Annotated in this window: 15 protein-coding genes and 1 pseudogene; 5 read left to right on the top strand and 11 right to left on the bottom strand. The window is 40.4% G+C overall.

The annotated features are described in order from the left end of the window. Positions 1–132: 132 nt before the first annotated feature. The 8 genes from FH976_RS13210 to FH976_RS13245 form a co-directional block, all read right to left on the bottom strand. Positions 133–606 carry a DUF2947 domain-containing protein gene (locus FH976_RS13210; RefSeq protein ID WP_194091309.1) on the bottom strand — a complete coding sequence of 158 codons (474 nt, stop codon included), beginning with the start codon at positions 604–606 and terminating at the stop codon, positions 133–135. Between the two features lie 21 nt (positions 607–627). Beyond that, positions 628–1218: an HD domain-containing protein gene (locus FH976_RS13215; RefSeq protein ID WP_194091322.1), complete on the bottom strand. Its 591-nt coding sequence runs from the start codon at positions 1216–1218 to the stop codon at positions 628–630. Between the two features lie 18 nt (positions 1219–1236). Continuing rightward, the gene (locus FH976_RS13220; protein ID WP_194091310.1) at positions 1237–1836 is read right to left on the bottom strand and encodes a GNAT family N-acetyltransferase; all 600 of its coding nucleotides are present in this window, start codon (positions 1834–1836) and stop codon (positions 1237–1239) included. Further along, a complete protein-coding gene (tyrR, locus tag FH976_RS13225) occupies positions 1836–3437 on the bottom strand; it encodes a transcriptional regulator TyrR (RefSeq protein WP_194091311.1) in 1602 nt (533 codons plus the stop codon). Before tyrR ends, FH976_RS13220 begins: the two co-directional genes overlap by 1 nt. Before the next feature lie 108 nt (positions 3438–3545). Then, on the bottom strand, positions 3546–4772 hold the full coding sequence (locus FH976_RS13230; RefSeq protein ID WP_194091312.1) for a YcjF family protein: 1227 nt from the start codon (positions 4770–4772) through the stop codon (positions 3546–3548). Then, positions 4769–6175 (bottom strand): YcjX family GTP-binding protein, encoded by a 1407-nt coding sequence (locus FH976_RS13235; protein ID WP_194091313.1) that lies wholly within the window; start codon positions 6173–6175, stop codon positions 4769–4771. The genes FH976_RS13230 and FH976_RS13235 overlap by 4 nt, the downstream gene beginning before the upstream one ends. Before the next feature lie 118 nt (positions 6176–6293). After that, entirely contained in the window at positions 6294–6488 is a 195-nt protein-coding gene (locus FH976_RS13240; protein ID WP_194091314.1) for a hypothetical protein, read from the bottom strand. A 92-nt stretch (positions 6489–6580) separates the two neighbouring features. After that, the gene (locus tag FH976_RS13245) at positions 6581–8098 is read right to left on the bottom strand and encodes a fumarate hydratase (RefSeq protein WP_194091315.1); all 1518 of its coding nucleotides are present in this window, start codon (positions 8096–8098) and stop codon (positions 6581–6583) included. A gap of 255 nt (positions 8099–8353) precedes the next feature. Between FH976_RS13245 and pabB the strand changes: the two genes are divergently transcribed. The 4 genes from pabB (at position 8354) to FH976_RS13265 (ending at position 13353) form a co-directional block, all read left to right on the top strand. After that, entirely contained in the window at positions 8354–9748 is a 1395-nt protein-coding gene (pabB, locus tag FH976_RS13250) for an aminodeoxychorismate synthase component 1 (protein WP_228767446.1), read from the top strand. A 51-nt stretch (positions 9749–9799) separates the two neighbouring features. Further along, positions 9800–10405, top strand: coding sequence for a CoA pyrophosphatase (locus FH976_RS13255; protein WP_194091323.1), 606 nt, complete (start codon positions 9800–9802; stop codon positions 10403–10405). Positions 10406–10629: 224 nt separating this feature from the next. After that, on the top strand, positions 10630–11889 hold the full coding sequence (locus FH976_RS13260) for an aromatic amino acid transport family protein (RefSeq protein WP_194091317.1): 1260 nt from the start codon (positions 10630–10632) through the stop codon (positions 11887–11889). 102 nt (positions 11890–11991) lie between these two features. Further along, complete coding sequence (locus FH976_RS13265; RefSeq protein ID WP_194091318.1) at positions 11992–13353, top strand: L-serine ammonia-lyase; 1362 nt, start codon at positions 11992–11994, stop codon at positions 13351–13353. Between the two features lie 109 nt (positions 13354–13462). On the opposite strand, the pseudogene FH976_RS15955 reads toward FH976_RS13265, so the two are convergent. Then, positions 13463–13576, bottom strand: a pseudogene (locus FH976_RS15955) (RidA family protein); the annotation flags it as partial. 325 nt (positions 13577–13901) lie between these two features. Between FH976_RS15955 and asnS the strand changes: the two are divergent. After that, entirely contained in the window at positions 13902–15302 is a 1401-nt protein-coding gene (asnS, locus tag FH976_RS13275; protein WP_194091319.1) for an asparagine--tRNA ligase, read from the top strand. 149 nt (positions 15303–15451) lie between these two features. Here the strand turns inward: asnS and FH976_RS13280 are convergent, their stop codons facing one another. Next, positions 15452–16639, bottom strand: a complete 1188-nt coding sequence (locus FH976_RS13280) for an MFS transporter (RefSeq protein ID WP_194091320.1) — start codon at positions 16637–16639, stop codon at positions 15452–15454. Positions 16640–16733: 94 nt separating this feature from the next. Then, positions 16734–17390, bottom strand: coding sequence for a YoaK family protein (locus FH976_RS13285; RefSeq protein WP_194091321.1), 657 nt, complete (start codon positions 17388–17390; stop codon positions 16734–16736). Positions 17391–17599: the final 209 nt, after the last annotated feature.

Genomic DNA, 17599 nt, shown 5'->3' on the forward strand with positions numbered 1-17599 from the left:
AAACACTAGGATGATATTTTCGCCTTAAATATGTCTATTAATCCAAGTATGGGTATCTGTGATAATTCTACGATCACAAAAAAAGCTGCCATTGATACTGGCAGCTTCTCAAACAATAAAAAACAAATAGAACTACTCTCGATTACCTAGTTTTACCATACCTTTACTGCTAAACCATAAAACCTCACTGCGACGGCGGCCAATTAATATAGGACCGTCATCAAAGAATAAAAAATTCTTCCAATGCTTTTTGAAAATAGACCACTTTGTTTCAATTGAATTATATTTTTCATAACAAAAATAGACGGTCACATCATCTTGCCAGTCAATATGTGCAAGCACTTCTTGTGGCAAATCGGGTTCATCCGAATCCCATGCTGCGGACCAATCAATTTCATCGATCCAACATCCCGCCTTACTTGGCCAGTCGGAGGAGCTCAGACGGTCAGAATCAGGACTCTGCTTACTAATATTTTCGATCCAGAGGTGTGCAGATCGCTGTTGAGTGATCGGTTTAATATGCACTAAATCCGATTCAGGAACCGGTAATGATTGATGAGTAAATATCCATTTTCTTTGGTATTCATCCAAAGGTATATATGCCATACAGCCCTACTTTTAAATTATTTATTGGTCTTTTAGCCAACCATTTTTAACTGCTTCTGCGACTATTTCCTGAGTTCTAGCCCAGAGAGTCTCTGAACCTTGTTCAATTCGAGCATTAACGGTTAACACTTGTGATTTTGCAACACCATGTTCAACCCAGCTTTGTCCATGATTGTTATAGTTCAATAACATTGGAATCAACCGATCGAGTGCTTTGGCAAATTTAGCTTCAGGACTTTGGGCTGCTTCAAACTCTAGCCAGATCGACATCAGCTCCTCGCCTTGATCCTCTGGTAACATACCAAATAGACGATGTGCTGCTTTTAACTCTTTCTCGGCTTGTACTTTAGACGCTGCAGTATCATAAACAAAGGTATCACCCGCATCAATTTCCACGATATCGTGTAAGAGCAACATTTTAACCACTTTGGCAATTTCAACGGGTTCATTTGCATGCTCTTCCATTAATAATGCCATCAATGCCACATGCCAACTGTGCTCTGCCGTATTTTCTAAGCGACCTTCTGCCGCTTTCACACGAGTACGACGCAGAACGGTTTTGAGTTTATCCAGTTCAATTAACAACGCAAGTTGCTTATTTAAACGTTCCATCATTTACCCTCCTGAGCTTTATGGCAATCGCCAGTACTGATTCGTTAGAGACATCAAATTATGAGCTTGCCAACGTCCATTAATTAATAGGTAATCTTCTGCAATTCCCTCATGTACAAAACGTAAGTTCTTTAATACTTTTTCGCTGCGAGTATTGGAAGGGATATAAGCGGCCATGATCCTATGCATATTTATTTGCTCAAACAACCATTGGTTCGTCATCGCTAAAGCGGTTTGCATCAAGCCTTGACCTTGTGCGCTTTCAGCTAGGGCATAGCCTAAATTACAAGCATAAAATGGATAGCCAGACAAATTACTGTAATTAATCACACCATAAATCTGAGACTCATTTTTATCTAGTAATATAAATGAGAAACTCAATTTATGTTGATGTGCTATTTTTAACGTCGCTATCCGCTTACACCAATCAGACTGAATATAAAAAGCACCATCGCGTATAGGCTCCCAAGGTTCTAAATGGGGTTTATTTTCCGTATAGAAATGACACATCAACCCTTCATCACCTGAGTTCAGTAATCTAAGGCTGTAATTATCCGATTGAAAGCTCATTCCTTTACACAAATCTTGATGTGTGAAAAATGGTAGTGATGTCACCATTAAACTTTCCTTATCCCGTAATCACGTAGTTTATTCGCAATGGATGTATGAGAAACATCTAATCTTTTCGCTAATTTTCGACTCGATGGAAACGATTGGTACAAACGCTCTAATATTTGAGATTCATAATTTTTCATCATCTCATCTAAATTACCATCGAGATTAAAACTTGGTAGATGAGCTTCAAAAGCAGATGCACTTGGCTGTAATTTAGGTAGTTGAAAGTGTGCAAAATTAAGTACATCTGAATCGAGTTGAGTCATTGCACGTAACACCGAATTCTCGAGCTGACGAATATTACCCGGCCAAGGATACAAGCTTAATTGCTCCACTAAATGCTCATCATAACTTGGTATAAGTAGGCCCAATTGTTGTGCATATTTGGCAACAAACATATTGAGTAACGGCAAAACATCACTGCTGCGTTCACGAATTGGTGGTATTGATAGATTCAGCACATTTAAGCGATAGTACAAATCTTCACGAAAGCTGCCTTCTTGAGTTAATTGTGACAACGTTTGCTTGGTCGAAGCAATGACTCGCACATCGACGTGCATTTCCTTTTCTTCCCCGACACGCCTAAACGAACCATCTTGTAAAAAACGTAGCAATTTAATTTGTAAATGTGCGCTCATTTCGCCAATTTCATCGAGGAAAACCGTCCCTTGATGAGCTTGCTCAAAAATACCTTTATGTCCAATTTCCGTGTTAAACGTTCCAGGTGCATGACCAAATAATTCCGTCTCTGCTACATCATCTGGCATCGAAGCACAGCTTAAGACTAAAAATGAATTCGCGGAACGTAACGAGCGGTTATGACAAGCACGAGCAAGCATCTCTTTGCCTGTTCCAGTATCTCCTTCAATCAATAATGGCTGATCGAGCATGGCCAACTTTTTAGCTTGGTTCATCAAACGTTGGTGAGAATTAGAGACACCAACAAAGTGCTCAAAGCCTAATGGATTGTATTCTGATACCGCTCTGAGTTTCACTTCTGATTGAACAATTGGTTTTAGCATGACAACTGCACCCGCCAGAATCGCATCACCTACATCAGAGTGAATCACAACAGGCATAACATCCATCAAATAGTTTAAACCTTCAATGGTGATGTTGTCGCGATATCGCAAAGCGCCCTCATCGGCATGAGTTTGTTTGGTACTTGAACCCTCGTTTTCGAAGGCTTTAAACCAAGGCGCGGATTGAAGCTTTGGAATGTAGTGAAAAATACTAACTGATTGTATTTGCTGAATAGAAACTTTGAATAATGCTAGCGCAGAGTCATTTGCCATTTCAATCTCACCTTTCAAACTAATTGAAATAATAGGATCGGGCAATGTATCTAAAATGGCATTTAGCTCTGTTGTTTCTCGTTCGCTGGGCAAAAAAGGAATTTTACGGACATCGGTAACACCGGAGATGTGGCGGATTTTTACCGTTAGGTCACGAAACACATCAAAGTTAATATCAGGGCAATTTAGATGAATAATGCCTTTCGCCGAAAACTCAATGCCACGTAAATCAACTCGATTACAAACTAACAATTCGACCAGTTGTTGAGTTACCTCTAAACGGTCGTTACATAAGACTTCTAACCTCACTACATGCCCTTCTTAGTGTCACGAAAAGTTGACAGCAGTGTGAGGCAAGCCTGTCATATCGTCAAGAAAAACCACTAAAATCAAGCATGATCAATGAGTCACTATTTGTTAATTCTTCTTACCAATCACCCGAAGAACGATCTGTTTACGAATTTCACTTAAGCGTACCGCTTTATCTTTTTGCCAAGGTAAAGGACGTAATAATGCCATTGCCTTGATACCTAATCTTGCCGTTAATAAACCAACACCAATTCCTTGTGCTGCTCGCGCCGAAAGCTTACCTGCAATATCAATCGACAGTGCATGCATACTCGCATCTACCACTAACTCACTTGCTCCTGCGGCCGCCATATTAATAAAAACAAGTTTCACTAATCGTAAACGTGAAAAATAACCAAGTTCAACGCCATAAACCTTACCTAGTTCATTAATCAGCTTAAAGTTACGCCAAGCAATTAAGATCATATCTGCAATGGCAAGTGGACTAATTGCAACTAATACAGCCGCTTCGCATGAATAATTAGCCACCAGCTTTTTCGCTTGTTGGTCTTGAAGGCTCACCACCATAGAATCGTATAGCTCGATCACATCTGCATCATTATGATTAGCCGTTACTGATTTCTTCCAACGATCATAACCAACATGCTCAAGTGTTATCCCAGCATCTTTAGCAATCGACTCACAGAAAGGAGCCGCTTTACCATGGCTTATTTGCTGAGGGCTTGCTTGCTTAGTGTTTATTTTCGATGAATTAACCGTATTAGCATAAATAAAGTCCATTGCTTTTTCTTGGTTGCTCAATTGATTACGCAGGCGGCGCAACTTCCATAATTCTCTGCCAATGACTACAACACCAAAAGATGCAGCCCCTGCAATAAGAGCAGACCAACCTAACGATAACCAATCATTGGTTTGATAAGCCGTTACAATATTATTAACACACTGCCAACCCAATAAGCCTGCAAACGAAAGGCTACCAATCGACCATAGCAAACGTCGCTTACCTTTTGGGTGGATGACTTCCACCATTTGAGCCTCTAGAGCCTGTTCTTGATCGATGGCAGATTGCTCTGAAAGTGTCATAGGCGTGAACTGAGTGTGTTCAGTGAAATTCACTTTAGCCGTTAAATTCTCGGCACCTTCTACTTCCTCAACAATCTTTTGTAATTCTTGTTGATCTCTTAATAGTCTTTTCGTCGGCTTGGGAGTCGATTTTGTTGATTGAGTCGCGGCTATTGATTCGCTATCTATTATTGAAGCGTTAGGAACTGACTCACTTTGATAAGAATCAAATTTATCACTAGAAAATACCTTCTTCGATTTGTAATCACTCATCGTAATTTATCTCCTAACAAAAATTGCATCGCTTTATCCACTCGAATGTGTGGCAATGGCTGACCTTGTGGAATTTTTAAAGGTCGGAACTGATGAAAATCAAAGCCATGTTGTTTCCAATATTGCGCATTGGGTAATTTCGCCGGTACTTCACCGGGATACAGAGTCAGTGTTTCTTCATCCAGCGTAGTGCCTTTAATCGCTTGTAAAGTGGTATCTCCAGCACTGGCATAACCGGGCATCGTGGCCTGAATAGACGATAAACTCATGCATTCCATATCAATGCCTTCATAGGACACATGTTGCCACGCTTCATTCACCAGCTGTTGCAATAGCGATACCATATTGCCATGTTGGTCCGGAGTAACATGATCAGCTTTAGTGGCGACAAAAAGCACCTTATCAATTTTGGCTGAAAATAAACGCTTAAGAATAGAGTTACGTCCATACTTAAAGCTCTGTAAAAGTTGAGTGATCGCTCCACTCATATCATTAAAAGAATCATGGCCGGCATTGAGAGGTTGCAAACAATCCACCAGCACTATTTGTCGATCAAAACTGGCAAAATGCTCTTGATAAAAGGCTTTTACAATTTTCTTTTTGTATTCATTAAAACGTGATCGCAGCATGGCATACGACGAGTTTTTATTAATGTCTTTTAGTGGTTTTCCATCCGCATCAACCTCTATCATCACAGGAAAAAACTGTAACACCGGAGCCCCTTCCAACTCACCAGGTAAAACGAACCGCCCAGGTTGCACCCAGTGTAATCCTGCCTTTTTACATTCGTGTAAATATAGAGTGTAAGATCTTGCTAGCTCAGCAACACGGTTTTCATTCGCACTCGCATATAAGTCAAAGTGGTTTAATTTAACTAACCACTTTTTAGCCAGTGCTGCACGCACACTAGACGCTCTATCAGAAGTCAGGTGCTTTAATTGGTCGTTAGACCATTGCTCAAAAGTCATATCCAGCAAAGGAAGATCCAATAACCATTCTCCCGGATAATCCACAATATCTAAATACAAAGTAGAAGTTGATTTAAGTAAACGACGCGCCCCTTTTTTAGGTTTAAACCGAATAGCTAAGCGAATTTCGCTGACATCGCGAGTCGGCTCTGGCCATTTTGGTGGCGTTGAATTTAGTTGTTCTATCGCTAAATCATAATCAAACCTTGGAACCATTAGATTGGTTTGAGGTATGCGTTTTGCACCAAGTAATTGTTTATTACGGCTAGCTTCAAACAGAGGCAAATTATCTTGGGTGGAACTATGAAGTAACTGGTTCACTAATGAAGTAATAAAGGCTGTTTTTCCTGCGCGAGACAAGCCTGTCACCGCCAAACGTAAATGGCGATCGAGGCTGCGCTTTACGAGATCATTCACTTCTTGCTTTAACTTCATTAACTACTCCAACCATACGATAAGGTAAGACACACATAATACCACTGACGAATGTATAAATAAAAAAGGCTCGCATAAATTCATGCGAGCCTTTGTAACATAGGATGAATAAAGAGAATTAATCTTCTTGTATCATTTTATAAATTACGAACAGCGCTAACTCTAAGAATAAAGCTAGAACAATGGTCATGGTAACAAACGACCCTAAAGGTTCACTGAAAATAGAGATCCCAAAGCGAATGAGTTCAAAAATCGTATAACCACCAACCACTATCGCGATAAGAATTTGTAATATCCGTACAAAACGTGGCATATCATCTCCTAAATATTCAGCCATAAATACTTATGTGAGTTAAGTATATGTTCAATAACCAAACTATAATCAATTTCATTTGATTAGTCAGGTTATTTTTCCATTTCAGCTATTTTTACCTTCCAAGTATCAGGTCCGATTTGGTGGGCATTTGCCCCTGTAGAGTCAACCGCAACCGTGACGGGCATATCTTCCACTTCAAATTCGTAAATAGCTTCCATACCTAATTCTTCAAACGCCACAACACGTGCTTTTTTAATCGCTTTCGCCACCAAATATGCCGCTCCGCCAACTGCCATTAGATAAACCGATTTATTCTTTTTAATCGACTCAACGGTTGCCGCGCCACGCTCAGCCTTACCAATCATTCCCATGATGCCGGTTTCTTCTAGCATCATGTCGGTAAATTGATCCATACGTGTAGATGTCGTAGGTCCTGCGGGGCCGACAACTTCATCGCCAACAGCGTCAACTGGGCCGACGTAATAAATAAATTTACCTTTAAAATCTAGTCCTTCAGGTAAGCCTTCACCGCTTTCTAATAAACTCTGAATACGTTTATGAGCAGCATCTCGTCCAGTTAGAATTTTACCCGACAATAAAACCGTTTCGCCTGTTTTCCATTCTTGGACATCTTCTTTGGTCACTTCATCCAAGTTGACTCGACGAGTATTCTCGCCCGCTTCCCAAGTGATTTTTGGCCAATCTTCTAGTTTTGGTGGATCTAATTGCGCCGGGCCTGAGCCATCTAAAGTGAAGTGAACATGACGTGTCGCTGCGCAGTTAGGTATTAAGCACACAGGTTTGGACGCTGCGTGAGTAGGCGCGGTTTTAATCTTCACATCCACAACAGTAGTTAAACCGCCAAGACCTTGTGCGCCAATACCAAGCTTATTCACACGGTTAAAGATATCAACACGCAACTTTTCTTCTGTGGTCTCAGGACCGCGTTCTATTAGCTCGGCAATATCAATGTGTTCCATTAAAGATTCTTTTGCCAACACGGCTGCTTTTTCTGCCGTACCGCCAATACCTATTCCTAGCATGCCCGGAGGACACCAACCTGCGCCCATTAATGGCAACGTTTTTTCAACCCATTCAGCAATATCATCCGATGGATTTAACATCACCATTTTGGTTTTATTTTCTGAGCCGCCGCCTTTTGCCGCAATTTGGATATCGACTTTATTACCGGGAACCATATTAATATGGACAACACCCGGCGTATTATCTTTAGTATTAATTCGTTTACCGGCAGGATCGGACAATATGGATGCTCTCAACGGATTATCTGGATTGGTGTACGCTTGACGAATACCTTCATCAACCATTTGTTGTACCGTCATATCGGTCTCATCCCACGATACTTCCATCCCGATATTAACAAAACACGTCACAATCCCAGTATCTTGACAAATTGGGCGGTGCCCTTCGGCTGACATACGTGAATTAATTAATATCTGAGCAATAGCATCTTTCGCCGCTTGGCTTTCTTCTTTGTTGTACGCTTTTTCAAGCGCTTGAATAAAATCCAGAGGATGATAATAAGAGATATATTGGAGGGCATCAGCAACGCTGCTGATTACATCTTGCTTACGGATAACGGTCATAATTGCCTCAGTAATAATGATTCTTCACCTGAAAATATCTGAATAATTGGACGACATAGTACTTACGCATCCATTTTCATTCATCGATCTAATTCAATTAACAAGTGGTGATTAAATTCTTTTTTGATTATTAGTTTACTGTTGTTGTAACTCGATTGCTTTGTGCGGTTTTATGATACTCTTGCTACTCGCTAGATACCATGCAACGATTGAATCCTTGTCACAATTTACGTAATGAAAAATCAAATAAAAACCATGAAAGCTACGTTGTCACATTCAGTTAACATAGAAACGCTCGTTTATTCGTCAAATTTAAGTTTGAGCTATTTTTCACGTCTGCAGCATCTACCTTGGGCAATGTTGTTACGCTCTGCTGCCGAAGGACATCCGAACAATCGATACGATGTTTTAGTCGCCAACCCTATTGCGACATTAATAACGAAAGACGAGCTTACCCAAGTAACACTCTATACAGAAAATAACGTAACCACACACGAGTCAAACCAAGATCCATTTGAACTGTTAGAGCACTATCAATCTAAATTATTACCCCCATTATCGCCTATTGATAACATCCCTTTCATTGGCGGTGCATTGGGCTATTTTAGCTATGATCTGGGGAGACGTATTGAAACCATTCCTCGCACTGCCGCTGAAGACATTCCAACGGCCGATATGGCGATTGGTATCTATGAGTGGGCTTTAATCATTGATCATCAATTAAAACGCGCTTTTTTTGTTGGGCAAAACTTAGAACATCATAAGCAGTGGCTAACAGAACAAGAAAAAACGAGAGATGAAGACTTCCGACTGACCTCCGCTTGGTCTTCGAATATGACTAAATCGGAATACTCTGAAAAATTCGACACCATTCAAGAATACTTACATTCTGGTGATTGTTACCAGATCAATCTTGCACAACGATTTACGTCCACCTACCAAGGCAGTGAATGGCAAGCCTATCAAAAGCTCGAAAACAGTAATCATGCGCCTTTTTCTGCGTTCATTAGAACCAATGAGCTTGCCGTAATAAGTATTTCACCAGAACGTTTTTTATTACTCGACAATGATTCATCCAAGCTAAATATTGAAACAAAGCCGATTAAAGGCACTCGCCCTCGTAGCTCGGATCCACAAGAAGATGCAAAACTTGCACAGCAGCTAAAAAACGCTGAAAAAGATCAAGCTGAAAACTTAATGATCGTTGATTTACTACGCAATGATATTGGCCGAGTAGCAAAGCCGGGTACAGTAACCGTTCCTTTTTTATTCGAAATCGAAAGCTTTCCTGCCGTACATCATCTCGTCAGCACCATACGAGCAGAGCTTGACTCGAAGCAATCAGCCTCTACTTTATTGAGAGCTTGTTTCCCTGGTGGCTCTATTACTGGCGCACCTAAAGTTCGGGCAATGCAGATTATTGAAGAGCTAGAACCACATCGAAGAAACCTCTATTGTGGCAGCATTGGTTATATTAGTCGTTGTGGCAATATGGACAGCAACATTACCATACGCACATTACTTGCTCATCAGGGTAACCTGTATTCTTGGGCTGGCGGTGGTATTGTTGCCGATAGCGAAATGGAAGCTGAATACCAAGAAACACTTGATAAAGTTAGCAGAATTTTACCAATATTGTCAGACAGTTAAAAACAAGTCTATACTCGATATAGAACTATATGAACAATCGTATTAAGGAAAATAAAGGCCATGAAAAGAGCTGAACTCATACGACAATTTTCTTTAATATCACCTGGCCAATATCAATCCGAAAGTTTACTGCGTGTCGCTCACTTAAAACAACCCTCTCTTAGAAAAGCAGCTGTCCTTATCCCTTGTATTGATAGACCAGATGGAATACATGTCTTGTTTACGAAACGAGCGTCTCATTTAAAGCATCATGCTGGTGAAATCAGTTTCCCTGGGGGAAAGTATGAACTGAGTGATCATTCACTTTCTGAAACAGCTTTAAGGGAAACCGAAGAAGAAATTGGTCTATTACCAGATACCATTAAATTGCTTGGTCAACTACCAGAGTTGGTTACGATTAGCCAATTTGAAATCACCCCCTTTGTCGCTATAATTAATAATAATCCTCAATGTATTCTAGACCCTAATGAAGTCGATTCTATTTTTGAAGTTCCTGCCAGCTACCTATTTAACCCTCGAAACTTACATACTACTAATATGATGATTAGTGGAATAGGTCATCAAATATACTCTGTGTCCTATCAGAAGCACTTTATTTGGGGGGTGACAGCTCAAATTATTCAAGCTCTCCAAAAACAGCTGCAAATAAAAACCTAAACTTATTTTATAACTTAAAATAATCTATAGGTTCTAATAACTATAACTTATCGTTAAATTAGAAAATCTAATCCGAATCGTCATCACTGTGTGATGTAACGCAAGATCTGCATACTTCAAATTCTCTATCTAAATTTAATTGATATGGATCGTGTTTTTTATCATTTAAACACGCATAATCCCCGGCAATTCTTCCTGTTCCCACAATTAAGAGAATTTATACTATGCAAACAAACACTGTAAACGCAGCGAGCGAAAGCATTTCCGCTGTAAATAAATGGACCTATAAAGATTTTTCTTGGGTGCTATCACTTTTCGGTACAGCCGTCGGTGCTGGTGTTCTATTTTTACCAATTAAAGCAGGTGCGGGTGGTTTTTGGCCATTAGTGATTTTAGCTCTAATTGCAATGCCAATGATCTGGCTAGCACACAAAGGTTTAGCTCGTTTTGTCCTTTCATCTAAAAACCCCGACGCCGATATTACGGATGTTGTAGAGGAGCACTTTGGTAAAACCGGTGCCACCATTATTACTTTTGCTTACTTCTTCGCTATTTACCCTATCGTACTTATCTATGGTGTCGGTATCACCAATACTGTGGATTCGTTTTTGGTGAACCAAATAGGTATAGAATCAATTCCTCGCTGGTTGCTTTCTGGTGCATTGATTTCATTGATGACTTGTGGCGTAATTTTCGGTAAAGATCTCATGCTGAAAGTAACATCAGCGATGGTTTACCCTTTAGTGCTGATTCTATTAGCACTTTCAATCTTCTTGATCCCTGAGTGGAACACTTCAATGGCAGAAGTTAGCCCTGATTGGGTGGCAATGCCTAAAATTATTTGGCTTGCGATCCCTATCATTGTGTTCTCTTTTAACCATAGTCCAATCATCAGCCAATTCACAAAAGAACAACGTCGTGTATATGGTGATAATGCAGCAAAGAAAACTGATATGATCACTGGCGGCGCCGCAACTATGCTGATGGCATTCGTTATGTTCTTCGTATTCTCAGTGGTGCTTTCTTTAACGCCTGCGCAACTTGGTGAAGCACAAGCTCAAAATATTAGTGTGCTTTCTTACTTAGCCAACATTCACTCCTCTCCAATGATTTCTTACTTAGGACCAATTGTTGCGTTTGCGGCGATTACTTCAAGTTACTTTGGTCATTTCCTAGGGGCGCACGAAGGTCTTGTTGGGCTTGTAAAATCTCGCTCAAAAATGAATGATAATAAATGCAATAAGATGTCACTTATTTTTATCGTAGTCACCACTTGGATCATTTCAATCATTAACCCAAGTATCTTAGGTATGATTGAGTCCATGGGTGCACCGATGATCGCAGCCATCTTATTCCTTCTTCCTATTTATGCGATGCGTAAAGTTCCAGCGATGGCAAAATTCAAGACATCAAATGTTGCACAAATCTTTACAGCAACTTGTGGTATTGCCGCCATCACTTCTGTACTCTACAGTTTTTTTTAATGCCCTAATTTAAAGCTAAATTATCATTAATATAAAAGCACCAAAACAACATAAGAAAACCAAAGCCTCTTAATTTTAAGGGGCTTACTTCGAGGTAATAACATGGTAAGTGTTTTTGATATCTACAAAATTGGCGTTGGCCCTTCAAGTTCTCATACTGTTGGTCCAATGAAAGCCGGTAAACAATTTATTGATGATCTTCGTGGTCAAGGTAAGTTGCGTGATATTACAAAAATTACTGTCGATGTTTACGGTTCATTATCACTGACAGGGAAAGGTCACCATACTGATATTGCTATCATTATGGGTCTGGCAGGTAACACGCCAGAACATGTAGATATTGACGCTATTCCGAGCTTTATTGCTCGAGTAGAAGAAACAGAACGTTTACCCGTTGGCATGCATTGCCACACGGTTGATTTCCCCAAAATTGGTGGTATGAACTTCCAAAAAACCAACCTTTCATTGCATGAAAATGGCATGACCTTGCATGCATGGATTGATGATGACGTCGCCTACTCCAAAACCTATTATTCTATTGGCGGTGGCTTCATTGTTGATGAAGAAAGTTTTGGTAAAAAAGTAGAAGATGCTATTAAAGCACCATACGAATTTAACACCGCAAATCAACTTCTTGCATTATGTAAAGAACATGGTTTATCCATTAGTACATTAGTGATGAAAAACGAACATGCTCAGCACTCCAACGAGGATGTTCGAACCTATTTTGCTAATATCTGGAAAACCATGCGTGATTGCATGGAAAAAGGCATGAACACCGAAGGCATTCTTCCAGGGCCATTGCGTGTTCCTCGTCGTGCACCTGCCTTGCGTCAATTACTATTAACAACATCAAATACTTCAACCGATCCAATGGCGGTAATGGATTGGGTTAATATGTACGCCTTTGCAGTAAATGAAGAAAATGCCGCGGGTGGACGTGTCGTTACCGCGCCAACTAATGGTGCATGTGGCATTATTCCTGCCGTTTTAGCTTATTATGATAAGTTTATTCAAACGGTTACGGAAAAAGATTACATTCGATACTTTGCCGCTTCTGGCGCAATTGGTGGCTTATACAAACAAAATGCTTCTATTTCTGGGGCAGAAGTAGGATGCCAAGGTGAAGTTGGTGTTGCTTGTTCTATGGCAGCAGCAGGTCTTGCTGAATTACTTGGTGGCAGCCCAGAACAAGTCTGTATGGCTGCGGAAATCGGCATGGAACATAATCTAGGGCTAACCTGCGACCCAGTTGCTGGTCAAGTTCAAGTGCCATGTATTGAGCGTAATGGTATTGCAGCAGTAAAAGCCATTAACTCAACTCGTATGGCAATGCGTCGTTCATCAGAGCCACGCGTCTCTTTAGATAAAGTTATCGAAACCATGCTAGAGACAGGCAAAGATATGAATGCAAAATATCGTGAAACATCACAAGGTGGATTAGCGGTTAAAGTTATTTGTTGAGTTAGGGTCTTAATCATTTTTACTAAGCCCTAAGAACCATCGATTAAAAAACAAAAAGGTGTACTTTCATTTAGTACGCCTTTCTTTTATTTGAGCATTTGAGAGCTCTTTATTCTCCTGCTGCCGCGACAAAAGCAATTTCAACTAACAGTTTAGGATTGGCAAGTTCAGCTTTTACACAAGCTCGGCTTGGTGCACATCCTTTAGGAAAACACGCTTCCCACTCATCAGAACCACGACTATTACTAAATAAGCTAACTGATATTTAACATTCACCTCTTATTACTCCCCAACGCATTTATTATTTATTGTTACATAGTAATCAAGATCGCCTGTACTTTCTCCGGACAAAATCGATAATTTCGCCAAGTAATGCAGTAAATCAGATTCTATGCGCTAAAAATACAGAGAATAGAACAATAAAAGGTTGAAGCGAAAAAGATGACAGGTAATATATCAGGTACTTTCGATGCGATTTTCATCGTACACATTTAAGACAGTTCGCACCCTCAATATTATTAAAGAGCGGTGTTTTAATGGAGAAAAAAATGACTTACGCGCCTGTGACAGACGTTTTAAGCGGAAAATTAGCAGTAGGCAGTGAAGTCACTGTTCGCGGTTGGATCCGTTCACGTCGTGATTCAAAAGCTGGGATCTCTTTCCTTGCTATTTATGACGGTTCTTGTTTTGATCCGATTCAGGCCGTGGTTCCAAATGAGTTAAATAATTATCAAGACGAAATATTAAAACTAACCACAGGTTGCTCTGTTGAAGTCACCGGAACGGTTGTTGAATCTCCGGCGAAAGGTCAAGATTGTGAACTTGCCGCAACGGCCGTAAAAGTCGTTGGTTGGGTTGAAGACGCTGATACTTACCCAATGGCAAAAACTCGTCACTCTATTGAATATTTACGTGAAGTGGCACACCTTCGCCCTCGCACCAACGTTATTGGCGCAGTTGCTCGCGTTCGTAACTGTTTATCTCAAGCCATTCACCGCTTCTATCATGAACAAGGATACTTCTGGGTTTCAGCGCCATTAATTACCGCCTCTGATGCTGAAGGCGCTGGTGAAATGTTCCGAGTCTCAACATTAGATCATAACAACCTTCCTTTGGATGACAAAGGCAACGTTGATTACAATGAAGATTTCTTCGGTAAAGAAACATTCCTAACGGTATCAGGTCAACTTAACGCAGAAGCTTATGCTTGTGCACTAAGTAAAGTCTATACATTCGGCCCTACTTTCCGCGCAGAGAACTCAAACACCAGTCGTCACCTTGCAGAGTTTTGGATGGTTGAACCAGAAATCGCATTTGCCGATCTTGACGATGCGGCTAAATTAGCTGAAGACATGTTGAAATATGTGTTTGCAGCGGTGTTAGAAGAACGCCGTGACGATCTTGAATTCTTTGCTTCTCGTATTGATAAAGAAGCCATTACTCGCCTTGAGCAATTCGTGAAATCTGATTTTGCACAAGTTGACTATACTGATGCTATCCAAATTCTGAAAGATTCAGGCCGTAAGTTTGAATTTGATGTTGAATGGGGAATCGATATGTCCTCTGAACATGAACGCTTCCTTGCTGAAGAGCATTTTAAAGCGCCAGTGATTGTGAAAAACTACCCGAAAGACATTAAAGCATTCTACATGCGTCAAAATGATGATGGTAAAACCGTTGCAGCTATGGATGTACTTGCTCCGGGTATCGGTGAAATCATCGGTGGCGCTCAACGTGAAGAACGTTTAGATGTACTTGATGCGCGTATGATTGAGATGGGCATCGATCCTGAGCATATGTCTTGGTATCGCGACCTACGTCGTTACGGCACTGTACCTCACGCAGGTTTCGGTCTTGGTTTTGAACGTTTAGTATCTTACGTGACTGGCATGGGCAACGTTCGTGACGTTATTCCATTCCCACGTACACCACGCAGCGCAAACTTCTAATCTCCAAAGAGGTCTCTGATCTAGCGGTTTAGCGTAAAAGCACAAAAGCCTGCTCAATGAAAATTGAACAGGCTTCTTTATTATGTGGCTCGTCTAAAATGATCGTATCCATTTAGCTCTAAACAGAAAGTAGCGCTAAACAGAAGGTATTAATCAACCGTCACTCTACGCCCAGCAAACAATCCCAATGACGCGGCAATAACACAAACAATCACAATCATGATCATCACTTCTTGCCATCCATTATGAAGCCCATGTAAGTAACCCGCCAGCATAGGTCCTATTGCAGCCAGTGAATAGCCAACAAATTGTGCCATTCCTGAAAGTGTCGTCGCTTGTAATGCACTGGTGGTTCTAAAGCTAATAAAAGATAAACCTAAAATAAACCAAGCCCCAGAAGCTAACCCTAATAAAAAGGACCAAATATAAGCAAACTCAGGTAAATACAACAGGCCAACAGAACAGATACCCGCAATAATACAAATACCAAAAGCCGGTAAGCGTTGATCATTTAAGCGAGCGACTAAAGGGATAACAAAAATGCCAGGTAATGCAGTGCCTATTTGAAAAATACCATGGATCCCCCCAGCTTCTTCAGCACTAAAGCCTGACTGGATAAGTAAACTTGGCAACCATGCGATCATGGTATAGGTAAAGTAAGAGCCTAAACCTAGATAAAATGAAACCTGCCAAGCCAACCGTTTTGTCCACAAATTAGTTGTAGAACTAGAAGTACTAACTTCCGTAGGTTTACTGTTATTACGTAATTGCGGCAGCCAGAAAATCATAGCGATAAAAGTTAAAATCGAAAGTGCTGCTAACGATCCCTGCCAACCTAGTTGGTAATCGTTCGCTAATGGAATTGAAAATGCAGAGGCGGCTCCCGATGCAATTCCCATTGCCAATACATAGCTAGAAGTCATGATTGCCACCTTCATAGGGAAATCACGTTTCACAACTATAGGCAGCAACACATTACCAATACTTACCCCAACACCAATGAGTGCGGTCCCCATGAATAACGCGCTCACACTCCCTAAAGAGCGAAACAATAATCCTGCCGCGATTAATACCAAAGCTAAAAAAACGGTATATTCCAAACCAAATTTTTTCGCTAAATAAGAGGATGGAGGAGCAAATAGAGCAAAAGCGATAAGAGGTAATGTGGTTAGCATTCCGGCTTGAATCGAGGATAATTGAAAAGAATGGGAAATCAATTCAATCATAGGTGCAATACCCGTTACCGGTGCACGTAGATTGGCAGCAATCAGCATAACCCCAATCACCAATAACATAGTTTTATTTCGATCTGTACCGAATGCGTTTTTGTTAGTCATATAGCCAATAATATTAAACATGAGTAACAGGTAGTATATAGGAACCAGGTTAAAATTGTATACAATTCAAAGGGGAGATATTGTTCACTTCACGTTATTTAGATAGTAGCCGATAACCTCTGTAGGTACTGGCAAGCATCAAACAAGTCACCGCAGGAAAATAAAGTGCGCTAACATTATAGAGTGAGAATAAATATTGCCCAATCACACCACCAGAAACAAAGCCCATAATAATCACAAGAAACATCACACATTTACGATGATCAAACGTATCACCTTTTAAAACCTTACCCAGCATAATGCCGAGATCGGTAAAAATGCCAGTTAAATGCGTCGTTCTGATGACCGCACCACTATAAGTTGTTGCGAGTGCGTTTTGTAGGCCACATGCCATAGATGCGAAATAAATACCGTAGTAATATGAATGGCTCAACAGATATGCCGAAATAATAAGTAAGCAGCCCTCAATCAATAATAATGAGTCATAATGCCTCCCTAGCTTTAACGACCCACCAGATAAAAGAAAACCAGAGATTGCTGAGCCTACAACAAAACTAAAAACGATCATGGCAAGATACAAACTACCATTCAAATTTGTCACTACTTGAGTACCAAATAAAGTCACAGTTCCCGACAAGTGCGAAATAGCTTGATGCTGAAAACCTAGTAAACCAACAGCATTAATCACACCGGCAATGACTGCCAATGTAAATGCGCCGTACTCCACCCATTTAGGCAATTTAGTAAACATAAAGCCCCCCTTATAAGGCTAAATTATACGCCTCAAAATATAGATAAAGAGGATTTTTTCCTGATAAACATTGTCTTAGAACAAACCTAATATCAAAACTTATTCGCTTTCATTTAAATTCTAAGAAAAAACGGTCGTTATGAATAACTTAATTAATATAATGTATGGATTTCCAGTTGTATCCGTAAGCGTATAACGGTATAAATAAT

The organism is Vibrio hibernica (assembly GCF_015223435.1).
GTDB classification, from domain to species: Bacteria; Pseudomonadota; Gammaproteobacteria; order Enterobacterales; family Vibrionaceae; genus Vibrio; species Vibrio hibernica.

Coding starts and splice junctions, on each gene's coding strand:
- FH976_RS13210 (WP_194091309.1), bottom strand. CDS start 606: ATGGCATATATACCTTTGGATGAATACCAAAGAAAATGGATATTTACT.
- FH976_RS13215 (WP_194091322.1), bottom strand. CDS start 1,218: ATGGAACGTTTAAATAAGCAACTTGCGTTGTTAATTGAACTGGATAAA.
- FH976_RS13220 (WP_194091310.1), bottom strand. CDS start 1,836: ATGGTGACATCACTACCATTTTTCACACATCAAGATTTGTGTAAAGGA.
- FH976_RS13230 (WP_194091312.1), bottom strand. CDS start 4,772: ATGAGTGATTACAAATCGAAGAAGGTATTTTCTAGTGATAAATTTGAT.
- FH976_RS13235 (WP_194091313.1), bottom strand. CDS start 6,175: ATGAAGTTAAAGCAAGAAGTGAATGATCTCGTAAAGCGCAGCCTCGAT.
- FH976_RS13240 (WP_194091314.1), bottom strand. CDS start 6,488: ATGCCACGTTTTGTACGGATATTACAAATTCTTATCGCGATAGTGGTT.
- FH976_RS13245 (WP_194091315.1), bottom strand. CDS start 8,098: ATGACCGTTATCCGTAAGCAAGATGTAATCAGCAGCGTTGCTGATGCC.
- pabB (WP_228767446.1), top strand. CDS start 8,354: ATGAAAGCTACGTTGTCACATTCAGTTAACATAGAAACGCTCGTTTAT.
- FH976_RS13260 (WP_194091317.1), top strand. CDS start 10,630: ATGCAAACAAACACTGTAAACGCAGCGAGCGAAAGCATTTCCGCTGTA.
- FH976_RS13265 (WP_194091318.1), top strand. CDS start 11,992: ATGGTAAGTGTTTTTGATATCTACAAAATTGGCGTTGGCCCTTCAAGT.
- asnS (WP_194091319.1), top strand. CDS start 13,902: ATGACTTACGCGCCTGTGACAGACGTTTTAAGCGGAAAATTAGCAGTA.
- FH976_RS13280 (WP_194091320.1), bottom strand. CDS start 16,639: ATGACTAACAAAAACGCATTCGGTACAGATCGAAATAAAACTATGTTA.
- FH976_RS13285 (WP_194091321.1), bottom strand. CDS start 17,390: ATGTTTACTAAATTGCCTAAATGGGTGGAGTACGGCGCATTTACATTG.